Annotated in this window: 14 protein-coding genes and 1 tRNA gene; 10 read left to right on the forward strand and 5 right to left on the reverse strand. The window is 62.1% G+C overall.

Going from position 1 to position 22,554, the window contains the following annotated elements:
* The first annotated feature begins 107 nt into the window (after window positions 1-107).
* The 6 genes from purT (at window position 108) to purD (ending at window position 10,170) form a co-directional block, all read left to right on the forward strand.
* Complete coding sequence (purT, locus tag H3V08_RS04405; protein ID WP_198181725.1) at window positions 108-1,400, forward strand: formate-dependent phosphoribosylglycinamide formyltransferase; 1,293 nt, start codon at window positions 108-110, stop codon at window positions 1,398-1,400.
* Window positions 1,401-1,567: 167 nt separating this feature from the next.
* Window positions 1,568-2,317, forward strand: coding sequence for a phosphoribosylaminoimidazolesuccinocarboxamide synthase (purC, locus tag H3V08_RS04410; protein WP_198181726.1), 750 nt, complete (start codon window positions 1,568-1,570; stop codon window positions 2,315-2,317).
* Window positions 2,318-2,401: 84 nt separating this feature from the next.
* On the forward strand, window positions 2,402-6,220 hold the full coding sequence (locus tag H3V08_RS04415; protein ID WP_198181727.1) for a phosphoribosylformylglycinamidine synthase: 3,819 nt from the start codon (window positions 2,402-2,404) through the stop codon (window positions 6,218-6,220).
* A gap of 53 nt (window positions 6,221-6,273) precedes the next feature.
* Window positions 6,274-7,842, forward strand: coding sequence for an amidophosphoribosyltransferase (purF, locus tag H3V08_RS04420; RefSeq protein ID WP_198181728.1), 1,569 nt, complete (start codon window positions 6,274-6,276; stop codon window positions 7,840-7,842).
* Window positions 7,826-8,866 carry a phosphoribosylformylglycinamidine cyclo-ligase gene (gene purM / locus H3V08_RS04425; protein WP_198181729.1) on the forward strand — a complete coding sequence of 347 codons (1,041 nt, stop codon included), beginning with the start codon at window positions 7,826-7,828 and terminating at the stop codon, window positions 8,864-8,866. Before purF ends, purM begins: the two co-directional genes overlap by 17 nt.
* Before the next feature lie 29 nt (window positions 8,867-8,895).
* Window positions 8,896-10,170 carry a phosphoribosylamine--glycine ligase gene (purD, locus tag H3V08_RS04430; protein ID WP_198181730.1) on the forward strand — a complete coding sequence of 425 codons (1,275 nt, stop codon included), beginning with the start codon at window positions 8,896-8,898 and terminating at the stop codon, window positions 10,168-10,170.
* 78 nt (window positions 10,171-10,248) lie between these two features.
* Here the strand turns inward: purD and H3V08_RS04435 are convergent, their stop codons facing one another.
* Together H3V08_RS04435 and H3V08_RS04440 are read right to left on the reverse strand one after the other, a co-directional pair.
* Entirely contained in the window at window positions 10,249-12,453 is a 2,205-nt protein-coding gene (locus H3V08_RS04435; protein WP_332461765.1) for an LTA synthase family protein, read from the reverse strand.
* 217 nt (window positions 12,454-12,670) lie between these two features.
* The gene (locus H3V08_RS04440) at window positions 12,671-13,579 is read right to left on the reverse strand and encodes a metal ABC transporter solute-binding protein, Zn/Mn family (protein WP_198181731.1); all 909 of its coding nucleotides are present in this window, start codon (window positions 13,577-13,579) and stop codon (window positions 12,671-12,673) included.
* 328 nt (window positions 13,580-13,907) lie between these two features.
* Here H3V08_RS04440 and H3V08_RS04445 point away from each other — a divergent pair, with 328 nt between their 5' ends.
* Together H3V08_RS04445 and H3V08_RS04450 are read left to right on the forward strand one after the other, a co-directional pair.
* On the forward strand, window positions 13,908-15,272 hold the full coding sequence (locus H3V08_RS04445; protein WP_198181732.1) for an alpha/beta hydrolase: 1,365 nt from the start codon (window positions 13,908-13,910) through the stop codon (window positions 15,270-15,272).
* A 40-nt stretch (window positions 15,273-15,312) separates the two neighbouring features.
* The gene (locus tag H3V08_RS04450; protein WP_232340129.1) at window positions 15,313-17,994 is read left to right on the forward strand and encodes a bifunctional lysylphosphatidylglycerol flippase/synthetase MprF; all 2,682 of its coding nucleotides are present in this window, start codon (window positions 15,313-15,315) and stop codon (window positions 17,992-17,994) included.
* Window positions 17,995-18,009: 15 nt separating this feature from the next.
* On the opposite strand, the gene H3V08_RS04455 is transcribed toward H3V08_RS04450, so the two are convergent.
* The 3 genes from H3V08_RS04455 to purE form a co-directional block, all read right to left on the reverse strand.
* Window positions 18,010-18,417, reverse strand: coding sequence for a Fur family transcriptional regulator (locus tag H3V08_RS04455; protein ID WP_033490467.1), 408 nt, complete (start codon window positions 18,415-18,417; stop codon window positions 18,010-18,012).
* A gap of 67 nt (window positions 18,418-18,484) precedes the next feature.
* On the reverse strand, window positions 18,485-19,666 hold the full coding sequence (purK, locus tag H3V08_RS04460; protein WP_198181733.1) for a 5-(carboxyamino)imidazole ribonucleotide synthase: 1,182 nt from the start codon (window positions 19,664-19,666) through the stop codon (window positions 18,485-18,487).
* Entirely contained in the window at window positions 19,650-20,156 is a 507-nt protein-coding gene (gene purE, locus H3V08_RS04465) for a 5-(carboxyamino)imidazole ribonucleotide mutase (protein ID WP_198181734.1), read from the reverse strand. The genes purK and purE overlap by 17 nt, the downstream gene beginning before the upstream one ends.
* Window positions 20,157-20,412: 256 nt before the next feature.
* Between purE and H3V08_RS04470 the strand changes: the two genes are divergently transcribed.
* Both H3V08_RS04470 and H3V08_RS04475 read left to right on the forward strand, forming a co-directional pair.
* A complete protein-coding gene (locus H3V08_RS04470; RefSeq protein ID WP_198181735.1) occupies window positions 20,413-22,308 on the forward strand; it encodes a 1-deoxy-D-xylulose-5-phosphate synthase in 1,896 nt (631 codons plus the stop codon).
* Window positions 22,309-22,399: 91 nt separating this feature from the next.
* Window positions 22,400-22,476, forward strand: a tRNA-Arg gene (locus H3V08_RS04475).
* Window positions 22,477-22,554: the final 78 nt, after the last annotated feature.

Raw genomic sequence — 22,554 nt, forward strand, 5'->3', positions numbered from 1 at the left:
TATGAGCGCTTATTGCTGGGCGGAAGGGCGGGGCGGGAGGCGGTCCACCTGTGTGCCATCCGGGCCAAGTGAACCCTCCTGCGGGCACCCGGTGGCAGAATGGGACCATGACCAATTCCGTCATGTCCGCCGGACCGCCATCCGCCACCGACCGCCCCCTGGGTAACCCACTGGGCAGTCAACCCACCAGGGTTCTCCTGCTCGGATCAGGTGAACTGGGGAGGGAAATCTGCATCAGCCTGATTCGGCTGGGGGCGTGGGTCTGCGCCGTCGATTCCTACCAGGGCGCACCGGCGTCCCAGGTGGCCCAGTCTTCCAAGGTTCTGCCCATGACCGACCCTGAGGGCCTGCGTGCCCTGATTGCCGAAATCCGACCGGACCTGATTGTGCCCGAGGTAGAGGCCATCGCCACCGACCAACTGGAATGGGCCGCCAAGCAGGGCATCCAGGTTGTTCCGTCTTCCGGACTGGCCGCCATGTGCATGGACAGGGAGGCCCTTCGAACCTTCGCCCATGACACCGTAGGCCTGGATACGACCCCCTATCGATTCGCCCAGAATCCGGACCAGCTCCGCCTGGGAGCCGAGCAGGTGGGGCTGCCCTGCATCGTCAAACCCGTCATGAGTTCATCCGGGCACGGGCAGACCATGGTGCGCACCTGGCAGGACCTGGATGAGGCCTGGCGGGTGGCCCAGACGGATGCCCGGGCGGGTGTCCATGAGGGCCGACCCTGCAGGGTGATTGTCGAAGCCCTGGCCCCCCTGGCCCACGAGCTGACCGTCCTGACCGTCTCCTCCAGTGCCGGAATCGCCATCTGCGAGCCCATCGGACAGTGCCAGGAGGACGGGGATTACCGACAGTCCTGGCAGCCCGCAGGTCTGGACCAGGCCATATTGGAGGGGGCAACCTCCATGGCACGAAAGCTGGTCCTGGCCATGACCAACCTGGCCCGGAAGCAGGGGGAAACCGGCTGGGGGGTGTACGGGGTGGAGATCTTCGTTCTCAAAGACGGCCGCGTCCTCTTCAACGAGGTGTCACCAAGACCGCATGATACGGGCATGGTCACGATGATCTCCCAGCGGCTTTCGGAGTTCGACCTCCATGCCCGGGCCATCCTGGGCATCCCGGTCCGTCAAGGGGATCTGGGACTCGTCCTGCCTCCGGGATGGAGCGCCGCCAGTCAGGCCGTGCTCACCCGGGGCGAGGGAGAGGTCACCTTCACTGGAGTTCCCCGGGTCCTGTCCGAACCCGACACCGATTTGCGCATCTTCTCCAAGCCCGAAGTCCATGGTCAACGACGGATGGCCGTTGCCCTGGCCCAGGGACCCGACCAGGATGAGGCCAGACGGAAGACCGACCAGATGGTCCAAGGACTTCATGCCCGGGTGGGTAAAGGCTGAGCACAAATCCGAAAGCCGGAGTCAACCGTCAAAAGCCGGATGTAAGACTCCTCATACCGCCACGCCGCTCCTGACGAGTCCCGGATTTGTAACTCGGCCTTGGTATTCTGGCCTCGTCCGCAGTCCGGTTATTTCCAATTCGCGAGCACGGCTCAGGAAGGCGAACCATGGAAAAGTTGGGAATGCTCTACCAAGGCAAAGCTAAGAAGCTCTACGAGACGGATAATCCAGATGTGCTCTGGGTCGAATACACAGACCAGGCGACGGCAGGTAACGGGGCCAAGAAAGAGAACATCGCCGGCAAGGCCCATCTCAACAATCAAATCACTTCGGTGGTCTTCAAACTCCTCGCCCGGAGGGGGATTTCCAGCCACTTCATCCGTCGGATTTCCGACACCGAACAACTCAACCGACACATGACCATGTTCCCTCTGGAGATTGTCATGCGGAACAAGGCCGCAGGTTCCTTCGCGGAACGGTACGGGGTCGAAGAGGGGACCGTCCTCAAGCAGCCGGTCCTCGAGTTCTTCTACAAGTCCGATGCCTTGAACGACCCCTTCATCAACCGGGAGGACATTCTGGCCCTGGACCTGGCCTCCGCGCAGGACCTGGACATCATCGCCGCCAAGACCCGTGAAATCAACCAGGCCCTGACCGCCATCTTCAAGGCCATCGAGGTTGAATTGGTGGACTTCAAAATCGAAATGGGCCGCTCCTCCCAGGGGGTCATCCTCCTGGCCGACGAAATCACCCCCGACACCTGCCGCCTATGGTCAACCCAGAACCGGGATGAGGGCATCACCCACCTGGACAAGGACATCTTCCGCAGGGACCTGGGAAGCATCATTCCTGCCTATCAGACCATTCTGGACGGTCTTACCCGCCTGGATCAGGCCGAAGAGACCGGGCAGGACTGAGGCCGGTCTGTGCCGAACCTGGATCACCTTCTCCCCCATCATTCCTTCTGATTTCAAACGCCAGCACTCAGAGAGGCACCTTCCTTGGTCTTCCGTGTCTATACAGAAAAACAGCCCGGCTTCGATGTAGCGGCCCGCCAGTTGACCGAACAGATCCATACCGTCCTGGGCATCCACCAGCTGCAATCCGTCCGCCTGATCAACAGGTACGACCTGGAGGGTATCGATACCGAACTCTTCGAGGAAAGCCTGCCCACGGTATTCAGCCAGCCTCAGACCGACCGGGTCTCCCGAACCCTGGACCAGGCACTGGCGGCAAAAGACCCTGGAAGGGACGCCCACGGCGATCCTTCCAGGGTCTTTGCCGTTGCAGCCCTGCCGGGCCAGTTCGACCAACGCGCCGATTCGGCGGCCCAGTGCGTCCAGCTGATTGGACAGGGGCAGCGGCCCACCGTGGCCACCGCAACCGTCTATGTGCTTATGGGCGAACTCAGCGATGACCAGGTGTCGGCCATCCAGGATTACGTCATCAACCCTGTCGAATCCCGATTGACCGGCCTGGAGAAGCCCGAAACCCTGCAGTTGAATCCGGGCAGCCCGAAAGAGGTGCCCGTCCTGACCGGTTTCCGAGACCTTGACGAGCAGGCCCTGCATGATCTGATGACCAGTCAGGACCTGGCGATGGATCTGGACGATATCCGCTTCTGTCAGGACCACTACCGGCAAGAGGACAGGGACCCGACCCTGACCGAGCTGAAAGTAATCGACACATATTGGTCCGATCATTGCCGCCACACCACGTTCGGCACCGACCTGACCAATATCGAAATCGACGACAAGGTAGTCCGCCAGGCCTTCGACAGGTATCTGTCCCTCAGAAAGGACCTGGACCGCCAGGACCGCCGTCTCTGCCTGATGGATATGGGCACCATCGGTGCCCGATACCTGAAGAAGGAGGGGATTCTGCGGGGACTGGACGAGTCCGAAGAGGTCAACGCCTGCACCGTTCGCACCACCGTCGACGTGGACGGGGAGGACCAGGATTGGCTGTTCCTCTTCAAGAACGAGACCCACAACCATCCCACGGAAATCGAGCCCTTCGGAGGGGCGGCAACCTGCATCGGCGGCGCCATCCGCGACCCCCTGTCGGGACGCAGCTACGTCTACCAGGCCATGCGGGTGACGGGAGCGGCCGATCCCAGAACACCCTTGGAGCAGACCCTGCCCGGCAAGCTGCCCCAGCGCCGCATCGTCCAATCAGCGGCCGACGGGTATTCGTCCTACGGAAACCAGATCGGTCTGGCCACCGGGCAGGTCCACGAGCTCTATCATCCCGGATACCAGGCCAAGCGCATGGAGGTCGGCGCAGTCGTGGCGGCCACCCCTGCCGACCATGTCATCCGTGAGGAACCAGCCCCCGGAGACCTGATCATCCTGGTCGGCGGTCGGACCGGGCGCGACGGGATAGGTGGAGCAACAGGCGCTTCGAAGTCGCAGAACACCGAGAGCCTCGACGAGTGCGGAGCCGAGGTGCAGAAGGGCAACGCCCCTGAGGAGCGCAAGCTGCAACGTCTCTTCCGCCGTAAGGACGCCTGCCGCCTCATCAAGCGCTGCAACGATTTCGGAGCGGGCGGCGTGGCAGTGGCCGTGGGAGAGCTCGCGGACGGCCTCAAGATAAACCTGGACCGGGTTCCGCTGAAGTACCAGGGGCTTGATGGCACGGAAATCGCCATCTCCGAAAGTCAGGAACGGATGGCCGTGGCCGTGTCGGCCCGGGATGCCCAGACCTTCATCGGGTATGCCGGAGAGGAGAACCTTGAAGCCACCGTCATCGCCGAGGTGACCGAGGAACCCAGCCTGCATATGACCTGGCGGTCCAAGACCATTGTCGACATCCCCAGGGAGTTCCTGGGATCCAACGGTGCCCCGCATCAGGCGAGCGCCCATGTCCCCGCCGGGCGCGACTACCGCACCCCCTGGGACCACCCGGGGTCGCTGGAGTCGCGATACAAGGAGCTCCTGGCCGATATCAACGTATGCTCCAACAAGGGGCTGGCCGAACGTTTCGATTCCACCATCGGCGCCTCCACGGTCCTCATGCCCTTCGGCGGCGCCCGGCAGCTGACCCCGGCGCAGGCCATGGTCTCCAAGCTGCCGGTGGACGGATCCACATCGACCGCCTCCGCCATGGCCTGGGGGTTCAACCCCTATATCAGCCAGTGCAACCCCTACTCAGGCGCCTACCTGGCCGTTGCGGAGAGCCTGTCCAAATTGGTGGCATCCGGATTCAACCGTTCAAGAGCCTATCTGAGTCTTCAGGAGTACTACCCCAAGCCGGGTCAGGACCCCAACCGCTGGGGTCTGCCGGTTGCTGGGGTCCTGGGGGCACTCCAGGCCCAGCTTGACCTGGGTGTCGGAGCCATAGGGGGCAAGGACTCCATGTCCGGCAGTTTTGAGGACCTGGACGTTCCACCAACCCTGATCAGCTTTGCGGTCAGCCTGGGAAAGGCCCAATCAGTCGTCTCACCTGAGTTCAAGCAGGCCGGCAACCCGGTCTACCTCCTGACCCCCGACGCATCCGACCAGGAACTCCTTCCCTCGGCCAACGGTCTCAAGGCCGCGATGGACCTGATGGAAGACCTGTCCGGCAGTGGACTGGTCCGGGCTGCGTCCACGCCCGGATACGGGTGCCCGGCCCAGTCCATCTTCGAAATGTGCCTGGGCAACCGGCTGGGACTGACCCTTGACCCCTCCGTGGAGGCAGACCGTCTCTTCCGCCCGGCATATGGCAGCTTCATCTTCGAGCTCGACCGGAACACCCCGATGCCCGACTGCCCTGCCGGCACATCCCTGACCAGGATGGGAACGGTCGAGGAGGAGTATCACCTGGTTCTGGGGCAGGATGATCTTGACCTGGATGGACTGGAAGAGATCTGGGCGGAAGGCCTGGAGGACGTCTTCCCCTATCGAGGCAGGGGTGAAAAGGTCGAGACCATAGGCCGGCCCGGACCTGATGGAGCCTTCCACCAGGCTGGGGTGGCGCAGCAGGCAGGCGGCAAGGCCAGGGACAAGACCACCGGGCCCACCTTGGGCAGTCGGGCAAAACCCCGGGTCGTCATCCCGGTCTTCCCCGGCACCAACTGCGAGTACGATTCCCGCATGGCCTTCATCGAGGCCGGTGCCGAGGTGGAGACTCTGGTCATCAAGAACCTGACCCCCGAGGACGTTTCCACCAGCAGCCGCGCCCTGGCCGATGCCATCGGATCCAGCCAGATCGTCATGCTCCCCGGCGGATTCTCCGGCGGCGACGAACCCGACGGGTCGGCCAAGTTCATTGCTTCCTTCTTCCGCTCCGACCGGGTGGCCGATGCAGTCCGCGACCTCCTGAAGAACCGGGACGGCCTTATGCTGGGCATCTGCAACGGCTTCCAGGCCCTGATCAAGCTGGGACTGGTCCCCTACGGCGATATCGTCGCCGCAGAACCAACAGCCCCCACCCTGACCTACAACACCATCGGACGCCACCAGAGCAAACTGGTCAACACACGAATCAGCTCCAACCGCTCCCCCTGGCTCTCGGCCTGCAGGGTGGGAGACATCCATACCATGGCCATCAGCCATGGGGAGGGAAGATTCGTGGGCGATCAGGCGGCCCTGCACAGTCTGATACAGCAGGACCAGGTGGCGGCCCAGTACGTGGATGCCGACGGACACCCCTCCATGGATCTGGACATCAACCCCAACGGGTCGTGCCTCTCCATCGAGGCCATCACCAGCCCGGACGGCAGAGTCCTGGGAAAGATGGGCCACACGGAACGCAGCGGCCCCGACCTGTACAGGAACATCCCGGACAGGTGCTTCCAACCACTCTTCCGCTCGGGGGTGACCTACTTTGCCGACTAGGCCACGCACACCAATCCCCGCACATATGGCCAATCCAGGAAGGAAGGCAATCCATGTCCTTGGAACTTGAAAACGTCCACGAGGAGTGCGGGATCTTCGGGGTCTGGAACCATCCGGACGCAGCCAGGTTGACCTACTTCGGCCTGCATGCCCTCCAGCACCGTGGACAGGAGGGAGCAGGCATCGTCTCAAACGACCAGGGTCACCTGATAGGGCGTCGTGGCCTGGGTCTCCTGACCCAGGTCTTCCCCGACGAGGCCAGCATCTCCGAACTGACCGGGAACAGGGCAATCGGCCATGTGCGCTACGCCACCGCCGGGTCCGCATCCATAGACAACATCCAACCCTTCGTCTTCCGGTTCCGCGATGGGGACCTGGCCCTGGCCCACAACGGGAACCTGACCAACTGCCAGAGCCTCAAGAGGCAGCTGGAGGACGAGGGGGCCATCTTCCGTTCCAACTCCGACACCGAGGTGCTCATGCACCTGATTCGTCGCTCACACCACTCCGACTTCATGGCCGCCCTGAAAGAGGCCCTGGCCCAGGTGCATGGTGGCTTCGCCTACCTCCTCATGACCGGGGACTGCATGATTGGGGCCCTGGATCCCAACGGATTCCGCCCCCTCTCCCTGGGGCAGCTGAGTAACGGGGCCTATGTCCTGGCTTCCGAAACCTGCGCCCTCGACGTGGTCGGTGCCAGACTCATCCGGGACATCCGACCCGGCGAAATCGTCCGCGTTGATGATTCGGGCTACCGTATCGAGTCGTACACCGACCACACGCAACTGGCCATCTGCTCCATGGAGTTCATCTACTTTGCCCGACCGGACTCCAACATATACGGGGTCAACGTCCACTCGGCCAGGAAGAGGATGGGGGCCAGACTGGCCCTGGAATCCCCGGTTGACGCCGACATGGTCATCGGGGTGCCCAACTCGTCCCTCTCTGCAGCCTCAGGGTACGCCGAGGCCTCGGGATTGCCGAATGAGATGGGACTGATCAAGAACCAGTATGTGGCCCGGACCTTCATCCAGCCCAGCCAGGAACTGCGGGAACAGGGTGTACGCATGAAGCTGGCAGCCGTCCGCGGCGTCGTGGCCGGCAAACGGGTGGTCGTCATCGATGATTCCATCGTCCGGGGAACCACCTCACACCGAATCGTCCAGCTCCTGCGCGAGGCCGGGGCCAGTGAAGTCCACATGCGTATCGCCTCCCCTCCCCTGAGATACCCCTGCTATTACGGCATCGACATACAACGCACTTCCGAGCTGATCGCCGCCAAGAAGTCGATTGACGAAATCAGGGACTTCATCGGTGCGGACTCCCTGGCCTACCTGAGCCTGGACGGGCTGGTGGAGTCCATAGGCCTGCATGAGGAGGGTCCATATCAGGGACTCTGCGTGGCCTACTTCAACGGGGACTACCCGACCGACCTGGACGACTACGAGGATTCCTTCCTCTCCTCCCTTACCGCCCAGGACAGGGAGGGGCTGTCAGGAACCAAGGGGTCCTATGGGCTGACCATGCCAGTGGACAGAAACAGCCGGGCCATGCATCAGACATCGACGGCCACCAATCCTTCCGGAAAGACAGGAGAGCAGAACCATGCCAGGAGCATATGAGCAGGCAGGCGTCAAGGTCGAAGCCGGTTATGAGCTGATTGAGCGAATCAAGTCCCATACCGCCCGCACGGCAAGGCCTGGTGCCGGCCAGATTGGCGGATTCGGCGGCCTCTTCGACCTCTCCTCCCTTGGATACCGGCAACCGGTCCTGGTCTCAGGCACCGACGGGGTCGGAACCAAACTCATGGTGGCCAAGGCGGCGGGGAAGCACGACACCATCGGAATCGACTGCGTGGCCATGTGCGTCAATGACATCATCGCCCAGGGTGCCGAACCGCTCTTCTTCCTGGACTACATCGCCTGCGGGCGCAACGACCCGGCCCTTCTGGAGCAGGTGGTCAAAGGGGTCGCCGATGGGTGCGTGCAGGCCGGAGCCGCCCTGGTAGGCGGCGAAACCGCCGAGATGCCCGACATGTATCAGCCCGACGAGTACGACCTGGCCGGGTTCACGGTGGGTGTGGTCGAGAAGGAAGGAATCATTGACGGCAGCGCCATCCGGCCAGGAGATGTGCTGGTGGGACTGCCCTCCTCCGGCGCCCACTCGAACGGGTTCTCCCTGATTCGCAAAGCGCTCTTCGAGCAGGGTGGTCTGAATCCAGGCGATCGACCCGAGGAACTGGGCGGTCCGACCCTGGCGGAGGAACTCCTCACACCCACCAGAATCTATGTATCGGCACTGAAACCCCTTTTCGAGCAGGGCCTCCTTCATGGCGTCGCCCACATCACCGGCGGCGGATTCGTGGAGAAGGTCCCCCGGATTCTGCCCGCAGGTACGGCGGCCGAGTTCAGGGTCGATTCCTGGACGGTGCCGCCCATCTTCGACATGATCGAGCGCTACGGCCAGGTGGACCATATGGAGATGTACAACATCTTCAACATGGGTATCGGCATGGTCCTGGTGGTCGATCCGGACAAGCTTGATGCCCTGCAGGCGGCCCTGAATCAGGAACACGAGGACTTTTACCTGATTGGCCAAGTGGTCGAGGACCGGGGCGAGCGGGTCGTTCTGACCCGAGGCGACTGAATCGTCGGAATCGGAAAAGGAGACGGAGAATGTCGGATAGGATTCTGGTCATCGGTTCGGGAGCAAGGGAACATGCCATAGCGGTCACACTCCTGGCCGGGCAGACCGTGGACGAGGTCTTCTGTGCCCCGGGCAATCCTGGTATGGCCCTGGACGGCATCCATCTGGCCGACCTGGACACGACGAACTCGACGGCAGTGGTGGATTATGTCCATCAGCACTCCATCGATTGGGTCTTCGTCGGCCCCGAGCAGCCCCTGATCGAAGGTCTGGTCGACAAACTGACCGAGGCCGGTGTACGCGCTTTCGGCCCCACCCGGGCCGCCGCGCAGATCGAAGGTTCCAAAGACTTCGCCAAGGCCCTGATGAGGCGCCATGGGATTCCCACCGCCGCCTACGCCACTTTCGATCGCCTGGAACCGGCACAACAGTACGTACGGGAGCATGGCGCACCGATTGTGGTCAAGGCCGACGGACTGGCTGCCGGCAAGGGGGTGACCGTGGCCATGACCCTGGATCAGGCCCTGGATGCCCTGGAGCAGGTGTTCGTCGACAGGCGTTTCGGTCAGGCCGGGGCCAGGGTGGTCATCGAGGATTACATGAGCGGCCAGGAATGCTCCCTGATGTGCTTCGTCCGGGGCGAGCAGGTCTGGCCCATGCCCCTCGCTCAGGACCACAAGCCCGCCTATGACAAAGACAAGGGGCCCAACACGGGGGGAATGGGTGCCTACAGCCCCCTCCCCCAGTTCGGTGACGACCTGGCCGACATGGCCTTGGAGACCATCGTCAAGCCTACGGTCAGAGCCATGGTTGAAGAAGGCACACCCTTCACCGGCATCCTCTATACGGGACTGATGGTCACGGATCAGGGCCCCAAGGTGGTCGAATTCAACGCCAGGATGGGGGACCCTGAGACCGAGGTCGTGCTCCCCCTCCTCACCAGCGACCTGGCCCTCGGCATCAGGACGCTGATGGACGGAGGGGAACCGACCTTCACCTGGCGCCGGGATGTGAGTGAAATCTGTGTGGTCCTGGCAGCCGACGGGTATCCCGGACATCCCGACAAGGGTGCCCCGGTACCCCTGGTTGAACCGCAGGAGGGCCTTCAGGCCTACTATGCCGGGATTGATGGGTCCATCCAGGGCGGGCTGACCGCCGCTTCCGGCAGAACCGCCGTAATCCGGGCAAGCGGCCCTGACCTCCGTCAGGCACAAAAGAGAATCTACGGTCTCCTGGATGGCCTGGACACATCCGGCCTCTTCTACCGTCATGACATAGGGCACAAGGGATTGGAAACGCTCTGAAGTCCGTACCCGAGGAACAACAAGGACCCGCCTCCCCGTGATGGTTGGCGGGTCCTGCTGTATTCCCGGAGCCTGATCCTACTGCCCGGAAGAGGTGTGCTTCCCCTCCTGGTCTTCACGCACCTGCTGCCCGGCCTTGGTGGCCTTGACCTTCTTCGCGGCCTGGGCCTGGGCCTTTTCCCGCGCGGCCTTGGCATCCGATGCCCTGGTGGGCGTGGACATGAAGTCCGTTTCCTTCAGGTACTGCTCCCCGGCCATTATGTCGTACTGAATCAGCCGGTAATCCTCCATCAACTGCTTGGTTCTCTTATCGAACTCCCTGGCATCCATGGGATTGCCCTGGCCATCCAGATAATTGGTCTGCCCCTCGGGAATCCTGTCCCATCCCTGAATCTGGTTGGCCACCGGCGGTTCCAGGGCCGAGATCCGCTGATGCAAGGAGGTCAGGAAGGCCACATAGGGCGACACCTTGGTGTCCATGTGCTCGGCCGCCTGGGCCTGGAAGAAGTTCGGCGACGAGTACTGGCTGTTCGGTATCTGCCGCCCCGAGGAAGCCGAGGCCTTGTTGGACCAGATGAAGTAGTCGGTCAGGTGGAGGGCCAGGGAGTTGTTCTTGTCCCAGCTTGCCGTGCCGTAGATTCCGGGGAGGTGGTCACCGTAGAAGACCACGGTTACGGGTTTTTCCTGCTTGTCCAGAGCGTCCAGGAAGTCCTTGGTCGCCTGGTCGGACAGACTGACCCCCTTGGCGTAGGTTCTGATCGAGTTCATCTCGTCATCACCCAAGGGCCTTGACGGGTCATCCGTGGAGACCGAGAACTGGTTGTCGTCGTACCAGTCGCTATAGGGCATGTGATTCTGCATCGTGATGATCTCGATGAACTGGTTGCCCTGGTCATCGCCCATTTTCTCCAGGGCACTGTCATAGGAGGCCTTGTCCGAGGCGTACTGGCTGCGACCGATTCTCTCCTGATGGGCGATGTAGTCAGGGCCGGTCAGGGAGTAGAAATGCGAGAATCCGAACTTCTTGTAGTTATCCGCCCTTGAGTACATGGAGGACTCATAGGGATGGAAGGCCTGGGACTGTGAAGGCTTGGCCCAGGCGCGGTTGACGGTCGGTATCCACTGCAGGTGGGGAATCACCTGCTGATAAGGCGAGGTCAGCGAGGGGTCGAAGTTGGCCATACTCAGGCCGGTCATGGCCTGGAACTCCAGGTTGGCCGTGCCACCGCCGTAGCCGGAGGAGAGCATGAGGCCACTGGTCGTCTCCCGCTTGATCTGGCGGATGTTGGGCATGGGGTCCTCATTCAGAAGGACTCCGGGCACCCTGGTCGGATCCGAATACGACTCGGAGAGGATGTAGACCAGGGTGGACTCATCGGTATAGGCCGATCTGCTCTGGTTGATCTTCTGGGCTTCGGACCTGTACCGCTTGGCCACGGACTCCATGGTGTCCTTGCTGTACCCGTCGGGCATTTCCATGACCTTGGGCTTGAGCTGACGGGAGAAGGAGACGAAGACACCGTTGCGCTGGGCGTCATAGACCGAATCCCACATGGAGGGCTTGTCGCCCATCCACTGGGAGACATGATAAGCAGGGCTGCCGTAGGTGCCGACCGTTGACATGAAGATCGCAATCACCAGTGTCGGAACCAGAACACCGACAACGCGGACCGATGCCCCCAGAGGCTTGTTGCCGGTACGGACCCAACGACCGCGCCCGGCGTCCATACGGGTAAGAAGCCAGCAGATCAGAACCAGCAGGGCCAACGCCACCAGACCGGCCAGAATCTTGATCAGGGCACCGGAGGGTATGAAGGAGACCAGATTACCGGCATCGGCATGGAGGAAATTCAGATCGGACGGAAGAATGACCTCGTACCTGGACTGGACCTTGAGTCGCTCGATGACGGCAATGACGGCAGCCACGGTCACGATGATGCCGGAGGAGACCCAGAACCGGTTGGTCAGGAAAATCAGAGCGGCATAGACCAGACCGATGGCAAGCATGTTGAGGATGAGTACGAAACGGCAATCGGTCCACATGGCCGAGATGAATCCCCAGAACCCGATCAGGGGATTGGAGAGCTCCACCCGGGAGCTGTCCAGGGAGACACCCCACTGCAGGATGCCCACCGTCATGAAGTCCATGCATATGAAAACCAAGGCATAGACCCATGCCTTCGGGGAGAAACGGTCCTTCAAGGCATCCAACCTTGATTGCGGGCGCTCCTGCCGGGTCTGAGAATCCTGGACGGACTCAGAGCTGGCATCTGTTTGACTCACGGGAAACTCCTGACCTCAATACAATTCACAATCTGCACGATGATGGAATCATCGGAAACACCATACCAGGCAATTCTTCACAGCCGATGAGACAATCCGCAGGCAAAAGAGGCTTCACCCGAATCCCTTTCCGGATCCGCACCGGTTCGTCGCGCCTCCACCGGGGCCCCTCCACGCAGGCAGCGAGGCCAGGGTGGCATGTCGGGCACTACCGGACTCAATCGGCGGCGGTGGCAAACTCCTCAATCAGAGCGTCGATCCAATCCTCCAGGGTCTGATACTCGGACGGCATCTGCTCGCTGACCCGGACAACGGGAATCTTGGAGGCCATGGACGCCCCCATGATCTGGTCGGTGACGCTGTTGGACTCCTGGGAATTGAAGACCAGAAGGTCCACCTTGGCCTCTCTGAGAAGTTCCTGGAACTGACGGATATCGTCCGGAGACGGCTCGCTCTCGTTGGCCGCCGCCCTCAGGTACCCTTGCGGGGTCAGATCCTCCATGCCCAGGTCCTCGGTCAGGTAGTTGGCCACGGATTCGGTGGCCGCGAACCGCTTCCCCCTGGTCTCCTCCCCCACCTTGGCGATACGCTCCTTGAGCTCGGTCTGTTTCCGGTTCCAGGCCTTATTGAGGCTGTCGAACTGCTTGGATTCCTGGGGCCGCAGCTTCTTGTAAGCCTGGGTGACGGCCTTGGCTGCATCGGACCGGGCCTGGGAGGAGAACCAGATATGCGGATTGTCGCCCGTCCGGTGCCCTGATCGGGCCGCCAGGTCAACGAGCTCCGTCCCATTGGTCTTGGCGGCCTTGGTGGCCCATCCATCCAGCCCGGCCCCGTTGACGATGACCAGGTCGGCCTTGCTGATCATGGCGATATCGGCCGTGGTGGGTTCGTAGTCGTGGGCATCGGTGGAGGTGTTCTTCAGGATGGTCTTCACCTCGACCTGGTCCCCGCCCAGCTGTGTGACCAGGGAGGACCACTGGTTGATGCTGGTGACCACGGAAATCGGCCCGGAACCCTGCCCACCCTGCTCGGAGGCACCACAGGCTGCCGTGGAAACCAGAAGGGCCAGGCAGACCAGGGCAGCCACAATGGATGGGAGGGATGAGAGAAGACTGCGTTTGGGCATGGTTGCTCACGGGCTCCTTCTCCGGACCTGTTACATCCGGATAACTTTACTGAGATTGATTATCAATAAGAGTAGCATCCTCCACCCTGTGGACAGTCCCGGTGCCCCGGGCCGACACGCCGACGGCCCGGCCTGTATCACCACGGGATTCGGCCAGGTTCGGAGTAGCGCTACCCGTGAAGAGAACTGGATAGTATTGAAGTTTGCGCCAGGGGAACGTAATGCGGGGGCAAATAGGAGTAAAACAGTCATCAGCAGAGACGGAATTCCACCCCGTTCGGGACGGTCCACACACCGAACGGGACGATGATTTGATTGGAAGGAACCCATGCTCAAGTGGTTGTCTCGGATTCGTCTGACATCAGGGGGACTGCCCACCACCCTGTTCACCCTGACCGCTTTGACGCTGGTGGCCCTGATTGTCATGGCACTCCTGGACCGCCGCCCCAGGGACCTGCTCCGTCAAGTGGCCGTTGGTCTCATCAGCGGCGCTACTGGACTCCTCCTGGCCTGGCTTGTCTCCGATGTCTTCATGGTCTTCGGGGTATCCCTGGGCTGGATGGTCATCCTGACCGTTGGTCTGGGCTGCCTTGCCGCCGGATTCGCAACCATGGCCCTGATGCACAATCATGGATGGAAACGGGCCCTGGCCGCCCTGACCATACTTTTCACGGTTCTGTCCGCAGCCCTGCGCATCGACATCATATACGGGGAATACACAACCATCGGGTCCATCTTCAGCGTGCCCATCTACCAGGAACTGAAAGAGTCCTCCCTTAAACAGCCGGTCATGTCGGTTGCGGACTGGCAGGGCCTGGCCTCCAGGGGGGAGACACCACCGCATCCAACCCGGGGGCAGGCATATACAGTCAGAATCGTCGGCAGCGAGTCCAGCTTCCACGCCCGCCCCGCCGATGTCTATCTGCCACCGGCGGCCTTGAGCCCCAAACCACCCGCACTGCCCGTCTTCGTCCTCCTGGCAGGTCAGCCCGGCAGCCCCGACCGTCTCTTCACCGCCGCGGGCATCCCATCGCTCATGGATTCTTACGCCACCCGTCACAACGGACTGGCACCCATCGTCGTCTCCCCCGACCAGAACGGATCCTCCACCCACAACAGCCTCTGTGTGGACTCCCCCGTTTACGGAAATGCGGAAGCCTACATGAGCCGAGACGTACCGAACTGGATCAGGGAACACCTGCCAGTCGCCAACCAGCCTTCCATGTGGACCATCGGCGGATTCTCCCAGGGCGGCACCTGCTCCACCCAGCTCGGACCACGCCACCCCGAAATCTACGGGAACATCCTTCCCGCCGACGGGGAGCTGGAACCCACCCAGGGCAAGCAGGAACAGATGATCCGGGACTACTTCGGCGGCGACCGTTCCAGGTTCCTGGCCCAGGTCCCGACCAAGGCCATCGCCGCCAAAGCACCGTCCAAGCAGACCCTCTTCACGGCCGCCGGCTCCCAGGACCCCCACTCCCGGGAGAGCATGATGACCATCGCCAAGGCCGCCAAATCCGCTGGAATGACGGTTGAGGTGGTCGTGGCCCAAGGATCAGGCCACGACTGGCATACGGTCAGGACCGCCTGGAGCCCCGGTTTGGAATGGCTGGGAGAACGTATGGGGATGGGCCCCATGGACCGAGCCATCGAAGACCATCCCAATATCACCAGACTGCAGTTGCAGTAATCACCACAGACCATCGGCAGGAACAGGAATCGAAGCGAACATGGAAACAATGCAGCAAGGCCCGAGCATGATGGAGAAGTCCGCCCGGGCCGTTCTGGCCCAGGATGCAATCAGGTGGATGAAGCGACATGTTCTTGCCCTGACCTTCACCCTGGTCCTGGTGACCGTCAATCTCTTTTCATGGCTGATCATATGGTTCCTGGGCATACCCCGTTCCACCCGCATGGGAACCCCCCTGGCCGACCTGATTGCCCGCCAGCACCTGGCGCCCCCGCCCGGGTCCCATGCGCCAGGGCTCCCCCTCCAATTCGCACGACTCCTCATCACCCTCTTCATCACCAGCAATCCCGGGCAGCTGATTGTCGATTCCCTCCTGGTTCTGGTGGTGCTCTGCATCGCGGAAACCCGCCTGGGCAGGCGCAGAACAATCATGGCCTCCCTGATCAGCGCCATGGGCGGGGCTGTGGTTGGCCTACTGATATGCGCGGGCATCAATGCCCTGGAAGACCATTGGTCCTGGTTCCTCCGCATCCCCATGACCTTGAATCCGATAGCACTGGTCATCGGCGCCCTGATGGCCTCCATCCCCTTCAGCGATTTCCTCTGGCGCAGAAGAATCGGGCTGATCGGATACACGGCCCTTATCCTCCTGGTCCTCTACACCGGCAATCCAGGCGTTTACTGCACCCTGGCCGCGGCCCTGATCGGCCACATGGTCGGCCACATCTGGCACGGCCCCGTCAAGGATGCCGACCTGCCGGGCAAGAGCGGAGCCTATGAGACCAGACACCTCCTCGGAGCCATTTCCACGGTCCTTGCGCTCGGCCCCCTGGTAACCGTCTCATCCAAGGTCAGGGCGGGGTTCTTCACCCCCCTGGGCATGTTCCTGAGTCCGAACCATGCCACCAGCACCAGCCTGGCACGCTGCCTGTCCAGGGACAACCAGGCCAGCTGCTATGCCCAGTATGGATTCACGCCAAACCACACCATCGGTGGAGCCCTGCTGACCCTGCTTATGCCGACCCTGGTCATGCTGGCCATTTCCTGGGGCATCTACCACGGTCGGCGGGTGGCGGCCGCCGCAAGCTTGGCTTTGAATGGTCTGACCGTGGTGCTCGCCCTGCTCTACTATCTGGTCTTCCCCATGACCATCGGCGACGGATTGCCTCAGGCCATCAGGCACGGAGCCATCCCGTCCCTCCTGGTCATCGCCCTCCCTCCACTGGTTTTCTGCCTCTTCATCATCCGCAACATGCATGTCTTCCTGGTGCGCACCATACCCTCCCGTATCCGCATCGGCTGGGTGGCGATCCTGGTGGGATTCGTGACCACGGCAGTCGGGTACATCGCCTTCGCCACGGCAAGCCCCTGGTCCTTCCGGCCCAGGGCAACACTGAACACGGTCATGTCCGAACTGCCTGAGCTCTACCTCCCCAACGGCATTGCCGGACGGTTCCGCCCCTTCATGGTTCCCCGGACGCTGACCAGCCTGGTGGTCAGCGATGCGGTCGGATTCATCTTCTGGATGGTCTTCCTGGTGGTCCTCCTGGCCTGGATGCGTTCCTCCGTCATCCAGAATGAGAGCCAGCGCCTACGGGCCGGCGCCCTGGTTCAGACCGGCGGTGAAAGCATGTCGTTCATGACCACCTGGGAGGGCAACAACTACTGGTTCTCACCCACCGGCCGGTCGGCAATCGCCTACCGGGTCATGCACGGCATCGCCCTGACCACCACCGGCCCCTTCGGCGACCCGGACGAATTCATGACGGATCTGGATGACTTCTCCCGGTACTGCTCCGAGCACTCCTGGTCCCCGGTCTTCTACAGCGTCCACAAGCCCCAGCGGGACCAGCTGGCCCTCCGGGGCTGGTCCACCCTGAAAGTGGGCTCGGAGATGGTCGTCACCCCCAGCCAGTGGCAGACCCGAGGAAAGAAATGGCAGGATATCCGCACCGCCATCAACAAGGCCAAGCGGGACAATATCACCGACGTGCTGACCACCTTCAACGACGCACCCTGGGATGTCCAGTCCCAGATCGTGGATATATCCGAACAGTGGGCAGAGCTCAAGGCCCTGCCCGAAATGAAGTTCACCCTGGGCGGTCTGGACGAGCTCCGAGACCCCCGCATGGCCATCCTCTATGCGATTGACGCCGAGGGAACGGTCCTCGGGGTGACCAGCTGGATGCCCACCTACCGGCAGGGGCAGATCATCGGATGGACCTTGGATTTCATGCGGCACCGGACCGACAGCCCCAACGGAATCATGGAGTTCCTCATAGCCCGCATGGCCGAAAGGCTGCGCGACCAGGGCACCGTCGAATTCATGAGCCTCTCGGCTGCACCACTGGCCGGAATGGACCCCGACCAGGACGAGGCACCAAGCAACACCGAGTTCCTCCAGCACGTTCTGGGCATGGTGGCCGATTTGATGGAGCCTGCCTACGGGTTCCACTCACTCTTCTTCTTCAAGAAGAAGTTCCAACCGGCTGAACATCCTGTCTACATCTGCTACCCCGACCCCGCCCAGCTGGCACAGATCGGGCTGTCGGTACTCCAGGCCTATCTGCCCGATCTCAAGGCATCCCAGGCACTGGATGCCTTGAAGTCCATCATGCCCAGCAGCTCCTCCAAAGAGAGGGCCGGAAGAAGGAAGCCGGATACCGGGCAACCCGGAGAAACCGACAGGGAAAACGACCAACCGGACCACCCGGCCGCCTGAGGCCAGACCACCGATTCACTGCTCGACCGGGGCCGCCTGACAATCGCCGCAGAGGCCATAGACCTCAAGGGTATGGGACGAGACCGTGAAGCCGTATGCCTGCGCCACCGAGTCGAGCCACCCCCCATCCGGGGGCGTGATCTCGACGGTCCTTCCACATGATTCACAGACCAGATGATGGTGATGGCGGCGTTGCGCTGCACAGATCCGGTACAGACGCACTCCGCCGTGTTCTATACAGTCAAGGTTCCCCGAAAGGTGAAGGGCACTGAGTTGCCGATATACAGTGGCCAGACCGATATGGCTCCCTGAATCGTTCAGGACCGTATACAGGTCCTGGGCCGAAACGAAATCATCCTGCGCGCGCAGGGCCTGCCAGACGGCGTCCTTCTGCCTGGTCTTCCTGGAAGCACTGGTGGTCATCGTTCAGAGCCCTCCTTAAGCCATTCCACCCTACAGCACCCCGACTAAAGAGGTAAGTGGTTTCGGCTCAGCGCAGGTCATCCCAGCAGCCGGAGGCTTCCAGGTCCCGAGCCGCGGCCCGGGGGTCATCGGTGAGGACGGTCAGATGCCCCATCTTCCGGTCGGTCCGCACCTCGGCCTTGCCATAGTCGTGCAGGTTCCACTCAGGATGATCTGTAAGCTGCTCCAAGACCGGCCTTACATGCTGCCCCAGGATGTTGACCATAACGGCAGGACTGAGCAGACGTGGCTGAGCCAGGGGCCATCCGGCGATACCTCGGATGTGGGCATCGAACTGATCCAGGGAGCAGGCCTCGATGGTGTAGTGACCGGAATTGTGGGGACGGGGGGCCATCTCGTTGACCACCAGGCCTCCGTCCGGCATCACGAAGAGTTCTATGGCCAGGGTGCCGGCCAGCCTGAATCCTTCAGCCAGACTCAGGGCCAGTCGTCCGGCCTCCTCCTCGATCTCCCGGCCGGCCCCGGCCGGTGCCAGGGTCATGTGCAGGATGTTGTGTCGGTGGTCATTGCGGACCATCGGGAAGGTCACATATTGGCTTCCGTTGCCGGTCACCAGGACCGAGGCCTCAAAGGCGAAATCGACGAATCCCTCCAAAATCGAGGGCGGGAACCCCGCTCCTCTTGCTGCGTCCTGTCTGGTCCGCTCGGCCACCTGCCCCAGGTCGTCCGCCGACCGCAGGACCATCTGCCCGTGGCCGTCATAGCCGCCAGTGCGCGTCTTGAGCACGGCCGGGTAACCCAACTCATCCAAGGCCTTCTCCAGGTCGTCCATCCCATCGACCTGCCTCCAGGGCGCTGTTGCAAACCCGTGCCGGTTGACGAAGGTCTTTTCGTGGACCCTGTCCTGGGTGACCCGCAAAAGCTCGGTCCCCTGGGGAATGGCCACCTGGTCCCGGACCCCGTCCAAGGCCTCGGCGTCAACATTCTCGAACTCGTAGGTCAGGACATCGCTGCGCTCCGCCAGCCGACGGATTGCATCCCGATCGTCATAGTCGGCCGTGATCTGAAAATCAGCCACCTGCCCCACCGGACAGTCGGGCATAGGGTCCAGCACGCCGATGCGGAATCCGCGATACCTGGCGCTCAGAGCCATCATCCGCCCCAGTTGACCACCCCCGACGATGCCGATGACCGCGCCGGGTTCCAGATGATCGATACGCCCCGCCGTTTCCTCAGACAAGCTCGGCATTCGACTCCTCCACCTTCTTGGCGAGTCCCTCGCGATAATCCGCCAGGTCCGCCGCCAAACCCTGGTCCGTTGTGGACAGGATACTGACGGCCAGCAGGCCGGCATTGGTGGCTCCCGCCTTGCCGATGGCGGTGGTGGCCACAGGAATCCCGGAGGGCATCTGAACAATGGAGAGAAGGGAATCCACGCCACTCAGAGCACGTGACTGAACGGGTATCCCAATGACCGGCAGGGTGGTTTGGGCAGCCAACATACCAGGCAGGTGGGCGGCACCCCCCGCTCCGGCGATGACGACCCTGATGCCCTTGGACCGAGCCTCATGGGCGAAGTCAGCCATGAGTCCCGGCGTCCGGTGAGCCGAAATGACCTGCTTCATGTAGGGGACCTGGAACCTGTCCAGAACCGCGCAGGCCTCCCGCATCGTCTCCCAATCGCTGGATGACCCCATCACCACTGCAACCAGGGCCTTATCGTCGTCTGTATCAACCATTCGGATCTCCCTCGCTCGGCAGTTTCGATAGTACCCATCCCCGGAGAGATTCCCGTTGAAAAACAGGCCGAATCACCCAGTTCATCGACCAACCGGAACTCCTGCCATGCGAATCGTGTCAGTCTGATGGATGTTAGGGCCGGGCATCGTGAACATATGGGGTTCTGGAAGACATCGCATCACCCAGCCGATAGAATCGTTGCCGCATCGTGTTGGTCGTGGTCTACGGACCGGAAGGACGGGAAAGCTGACAGGCATGGGTACACTTCTCGATGGAATCGACTCCCCTCAGGACCTGAAAAACCTGACCGGGGATGAGCTGGACCGCCTGGCCCAGGAAATCCGTACCCTGTTGATCGATTACTGCAGACGATACGGGGGGCACCTCGGATCCAATCTGGCCGTCGTGGAGGCCACCATCGCTCTGCACAGGGTTTTTGACCTGCCCCATGATCACCTGGTCTTCGACGTCTCCCACCAGGCCTACACCCACAAGATCCTGACCGGTCGGAAGCAGGCCTTTACCAACCCCGAGCGCTTTGGCGGAGTCTCCGGCTTCACATCCCCGGAGGAAAGCGAATACGACGACTTCGTTCTTGGACACACCGGAACCTCCATCTCCCTGGCCTGCGGCCTGGCCAAGACCCGAGACCTTGCGGGAGGCACGGGAAACGTCATCGCCCTCATAGGCGACGGCGCCCTGAGCAGCGGCCCGGCCTTTGAAGGCCTGAACTGGGCAGCCGAACAGGGCGGCAACCTGATCATCGTGGTCAACGACAACGAAATGTCCATCGCCGAGAACCACGGCGGACTCTACCGGTCACTGGCCGCCCTGCGGGCCACCGGCGGCCAATCCGAGCGAAATCCCTTCCGGGATCTCAACCTGGACTACCGATATGTGGAGGAGGGCAATTCCATAGGCCCCCTGGTGCAGGCCTTCTCGGAAGTCAAGGACATCGATCATCCGGTGGTGGTCCATATCCACACCCGCAAGGGGCTCGGACTCGGACAGGGCAGAGGCGAAGAACCCGGAGCCGGGGTGGATGACCCCACCCTGCCGGCCCTGCCGGCCGAGGGGCAGGTGGAGGCCAACCACTGGCAGAACGGCATCAAAGCCAACAGCAAGGCAGCCAATTCCCGTAAGGTCTACGGGAGAATGGCCATGCAGGCTCTCCTGCCACGATTCCAGAACGACCCCGGACTGGTCGTCATCTCCCCCGCAACCCCCCTGTCCAATGGCATCGATCCCGAGTTCCGTAGCGAGGCGGGACGGCACTATCTGGATGTGGGTATCGCCGAATCACACGCCGTGGCCTTCGCCGCCGGGCTGGCCAAGGCTGGCGGAACCCCCGTCGTAGCGACCTCATCCACCTTCTTCCAGCGGGCCTATGACCAAATCGAGCAAGAGATGGCCATCAATGGGAGCGCCATCACCCTGCTGAACTTCTCCACCGGAATATCCGGGACCGATGCAACCCACTCGGGCGCCAGCGACATCGCCATGATGAACTCCATCCCCGGACTGACCTGCCTGGCGCCCGGGAGCGGCGACGACTTCCTCCGGATGTTGGCCTGGGCCACCGGCCCCGCCCGCCGTCCTGTCGTCATTCGAGTGCCAGGAGAACGCATCCTAGCCTCCGAACGTGCGGCCGGACTGCCCGATACCCTGGAGGGTCGGCTGTCCATGGAACCCGGGATGGCTCCAGATTCCAACCACTCCGGAACCGGCACTGATTCCCAGGACCCGTGGGACTCCTACGGAATCGTGCGAAAGGGCAATACCGTGGCAATCCTGGGGCTGGGCGACATGCTTCCCCAAGCCTGCCGGGTCGCCGATTCCCTCCGGGAGCGGGCCGGCATCAATGCGACGGTCATGGATCCCCATCAGTACTCACATCCCGACTTGACCACCCTGCAAGCACTGGACCGGAACCACCGTCTGGTGGTGACCATGGAAGACGGGCAGCTCCTGGGCGGATGGGGACAAGGAATCGCAGCCAGCCTCGAATCCAACACCATCCAAGTCCTCACCTTCGGCGCCGACAAGGAAATCAATGACCGTGTGCCATTGACCACCCTCAATCAGCGGTACGGGCTGAACACAGAGGATATGACCGATTCCATCATCGCCGCCCTTCACGGTAAAGACTAGTCCATGCCATTGGGCCCAGTACCGGCCCTCGCGCACCGACCGTCTGCCGGTAACTCGCCGGGCTGGCCCTGTGGGTACAATGGTAACGTTTGGCCCCGTAGCTCAGCTGGATAGAGCAACTGACTTCTAATCTGTAGGTCGCCGGTTCGAATCCGGCCGGGGTCACCAACCAAAAACCCCTACTCCCCATTGGGAAGTGAGGGTTTCTCTATAGCTCACCAATCATCACAACACCCCAAAGTGTGT

The organism is Bifidobacterium sp. M0307 (assembly GCF_016100445.1).
Taxonomy (GTDB): Bacteria; Actinomycetota; Actinomycetes; order Actinomycetales; family Bifidobacteriaceae; genus Bombiscardovia; species Bombiscardovia coryneformis.

What these genes read in the sequence shown, in the direction of transcription:
- purT (WP_198181725.1), top strand. Translation starts at nt 108, where the DNA reads ATGACCAATTCCGTCATGTCCGCCGGACCGCCATCCGCCACCGACCGC.
- purC (WP_198181726.1), top strand. Translation starts at nt 1,568, where the DNA reads ATGGAAAAGTTGGGAATGCTCTACCAAGGCAAAGCTAAGAAGCTCTAC.
- purF (WP_198181728.1), top strand. Translation starts at nt 6,274, where the DNA reads ATGTCCTTGGAACTTGAAAACGTCCACGAGGAGTGCGGGATCTTCGGG.
- purM (WP_198181729.1), top strand. Translation starts at nt 7,826, where the DNA reads ATGCCAGGAGCATATGAGCAGGCAGGCGTCAAGGTCGAAGCCGGTTAT.
- purD (WP_198181730.1), top strand. Translation starts at nt 8,896, where the DNA reads ATGTCGGATAGGATTCTGGTCATCGGTTCGGGAGCAAGGGAACATGCC.
- H3V08_RS04440 (WP_198181731.1), bottom strand. Translation starts at nt 13,579, where the DNA reads ATGCCCAAACGCAGTCTTCTCTCATCCCTCCCATCCATTGTGGCTGCC.
- H3V08_RS04445 (WP_198181732.1), top strand. Translation starts at nt 13,908, where the DNA reads ATGCTCAAGTGGTTGTCTCGGATTCGTCTGACATCAGGGGGACTGCCC.
- H3V08_RS04450 (WP_232340129.1), top strand. Translation starts at nt 15,313, where the DNA reads ATGGAAACAATGCAGCAAGGCCCGAGCATGATGGAGAAGTCCGCCCGG.
- H3V08_RS04455 (WP_033490467.1), bottom strand. Translation starts at nt 18,417, where the DNA reads ATGACCACCAGTGCTTCCAGGAAGACCAGGCAGAAGGACGCCGTCTGG.
- purK (WP_198181733.1), bottom strand. Translation starts at nt 19,666, where the DNA reads ATGCCGAGCTTGTCTGAGGAAACGGCGGGGCGTATCGATCATCTGGAA.
- purE (WP_198181734.1), bottom strand. Translation starts at nt 20,156, where the DNA reads ATGGTTGATACAGACGACGATAAGGCCCTGGTTGCAGTGGTGATGGGG.
- H3V08_RS04470 (WP_198181735.1), top strand. Translation starts at nt 20,413, where the DNA reads ATGGGTACACTTCTCGATGGAATCGACTCCCCTCAGGACCTGAAAAAC.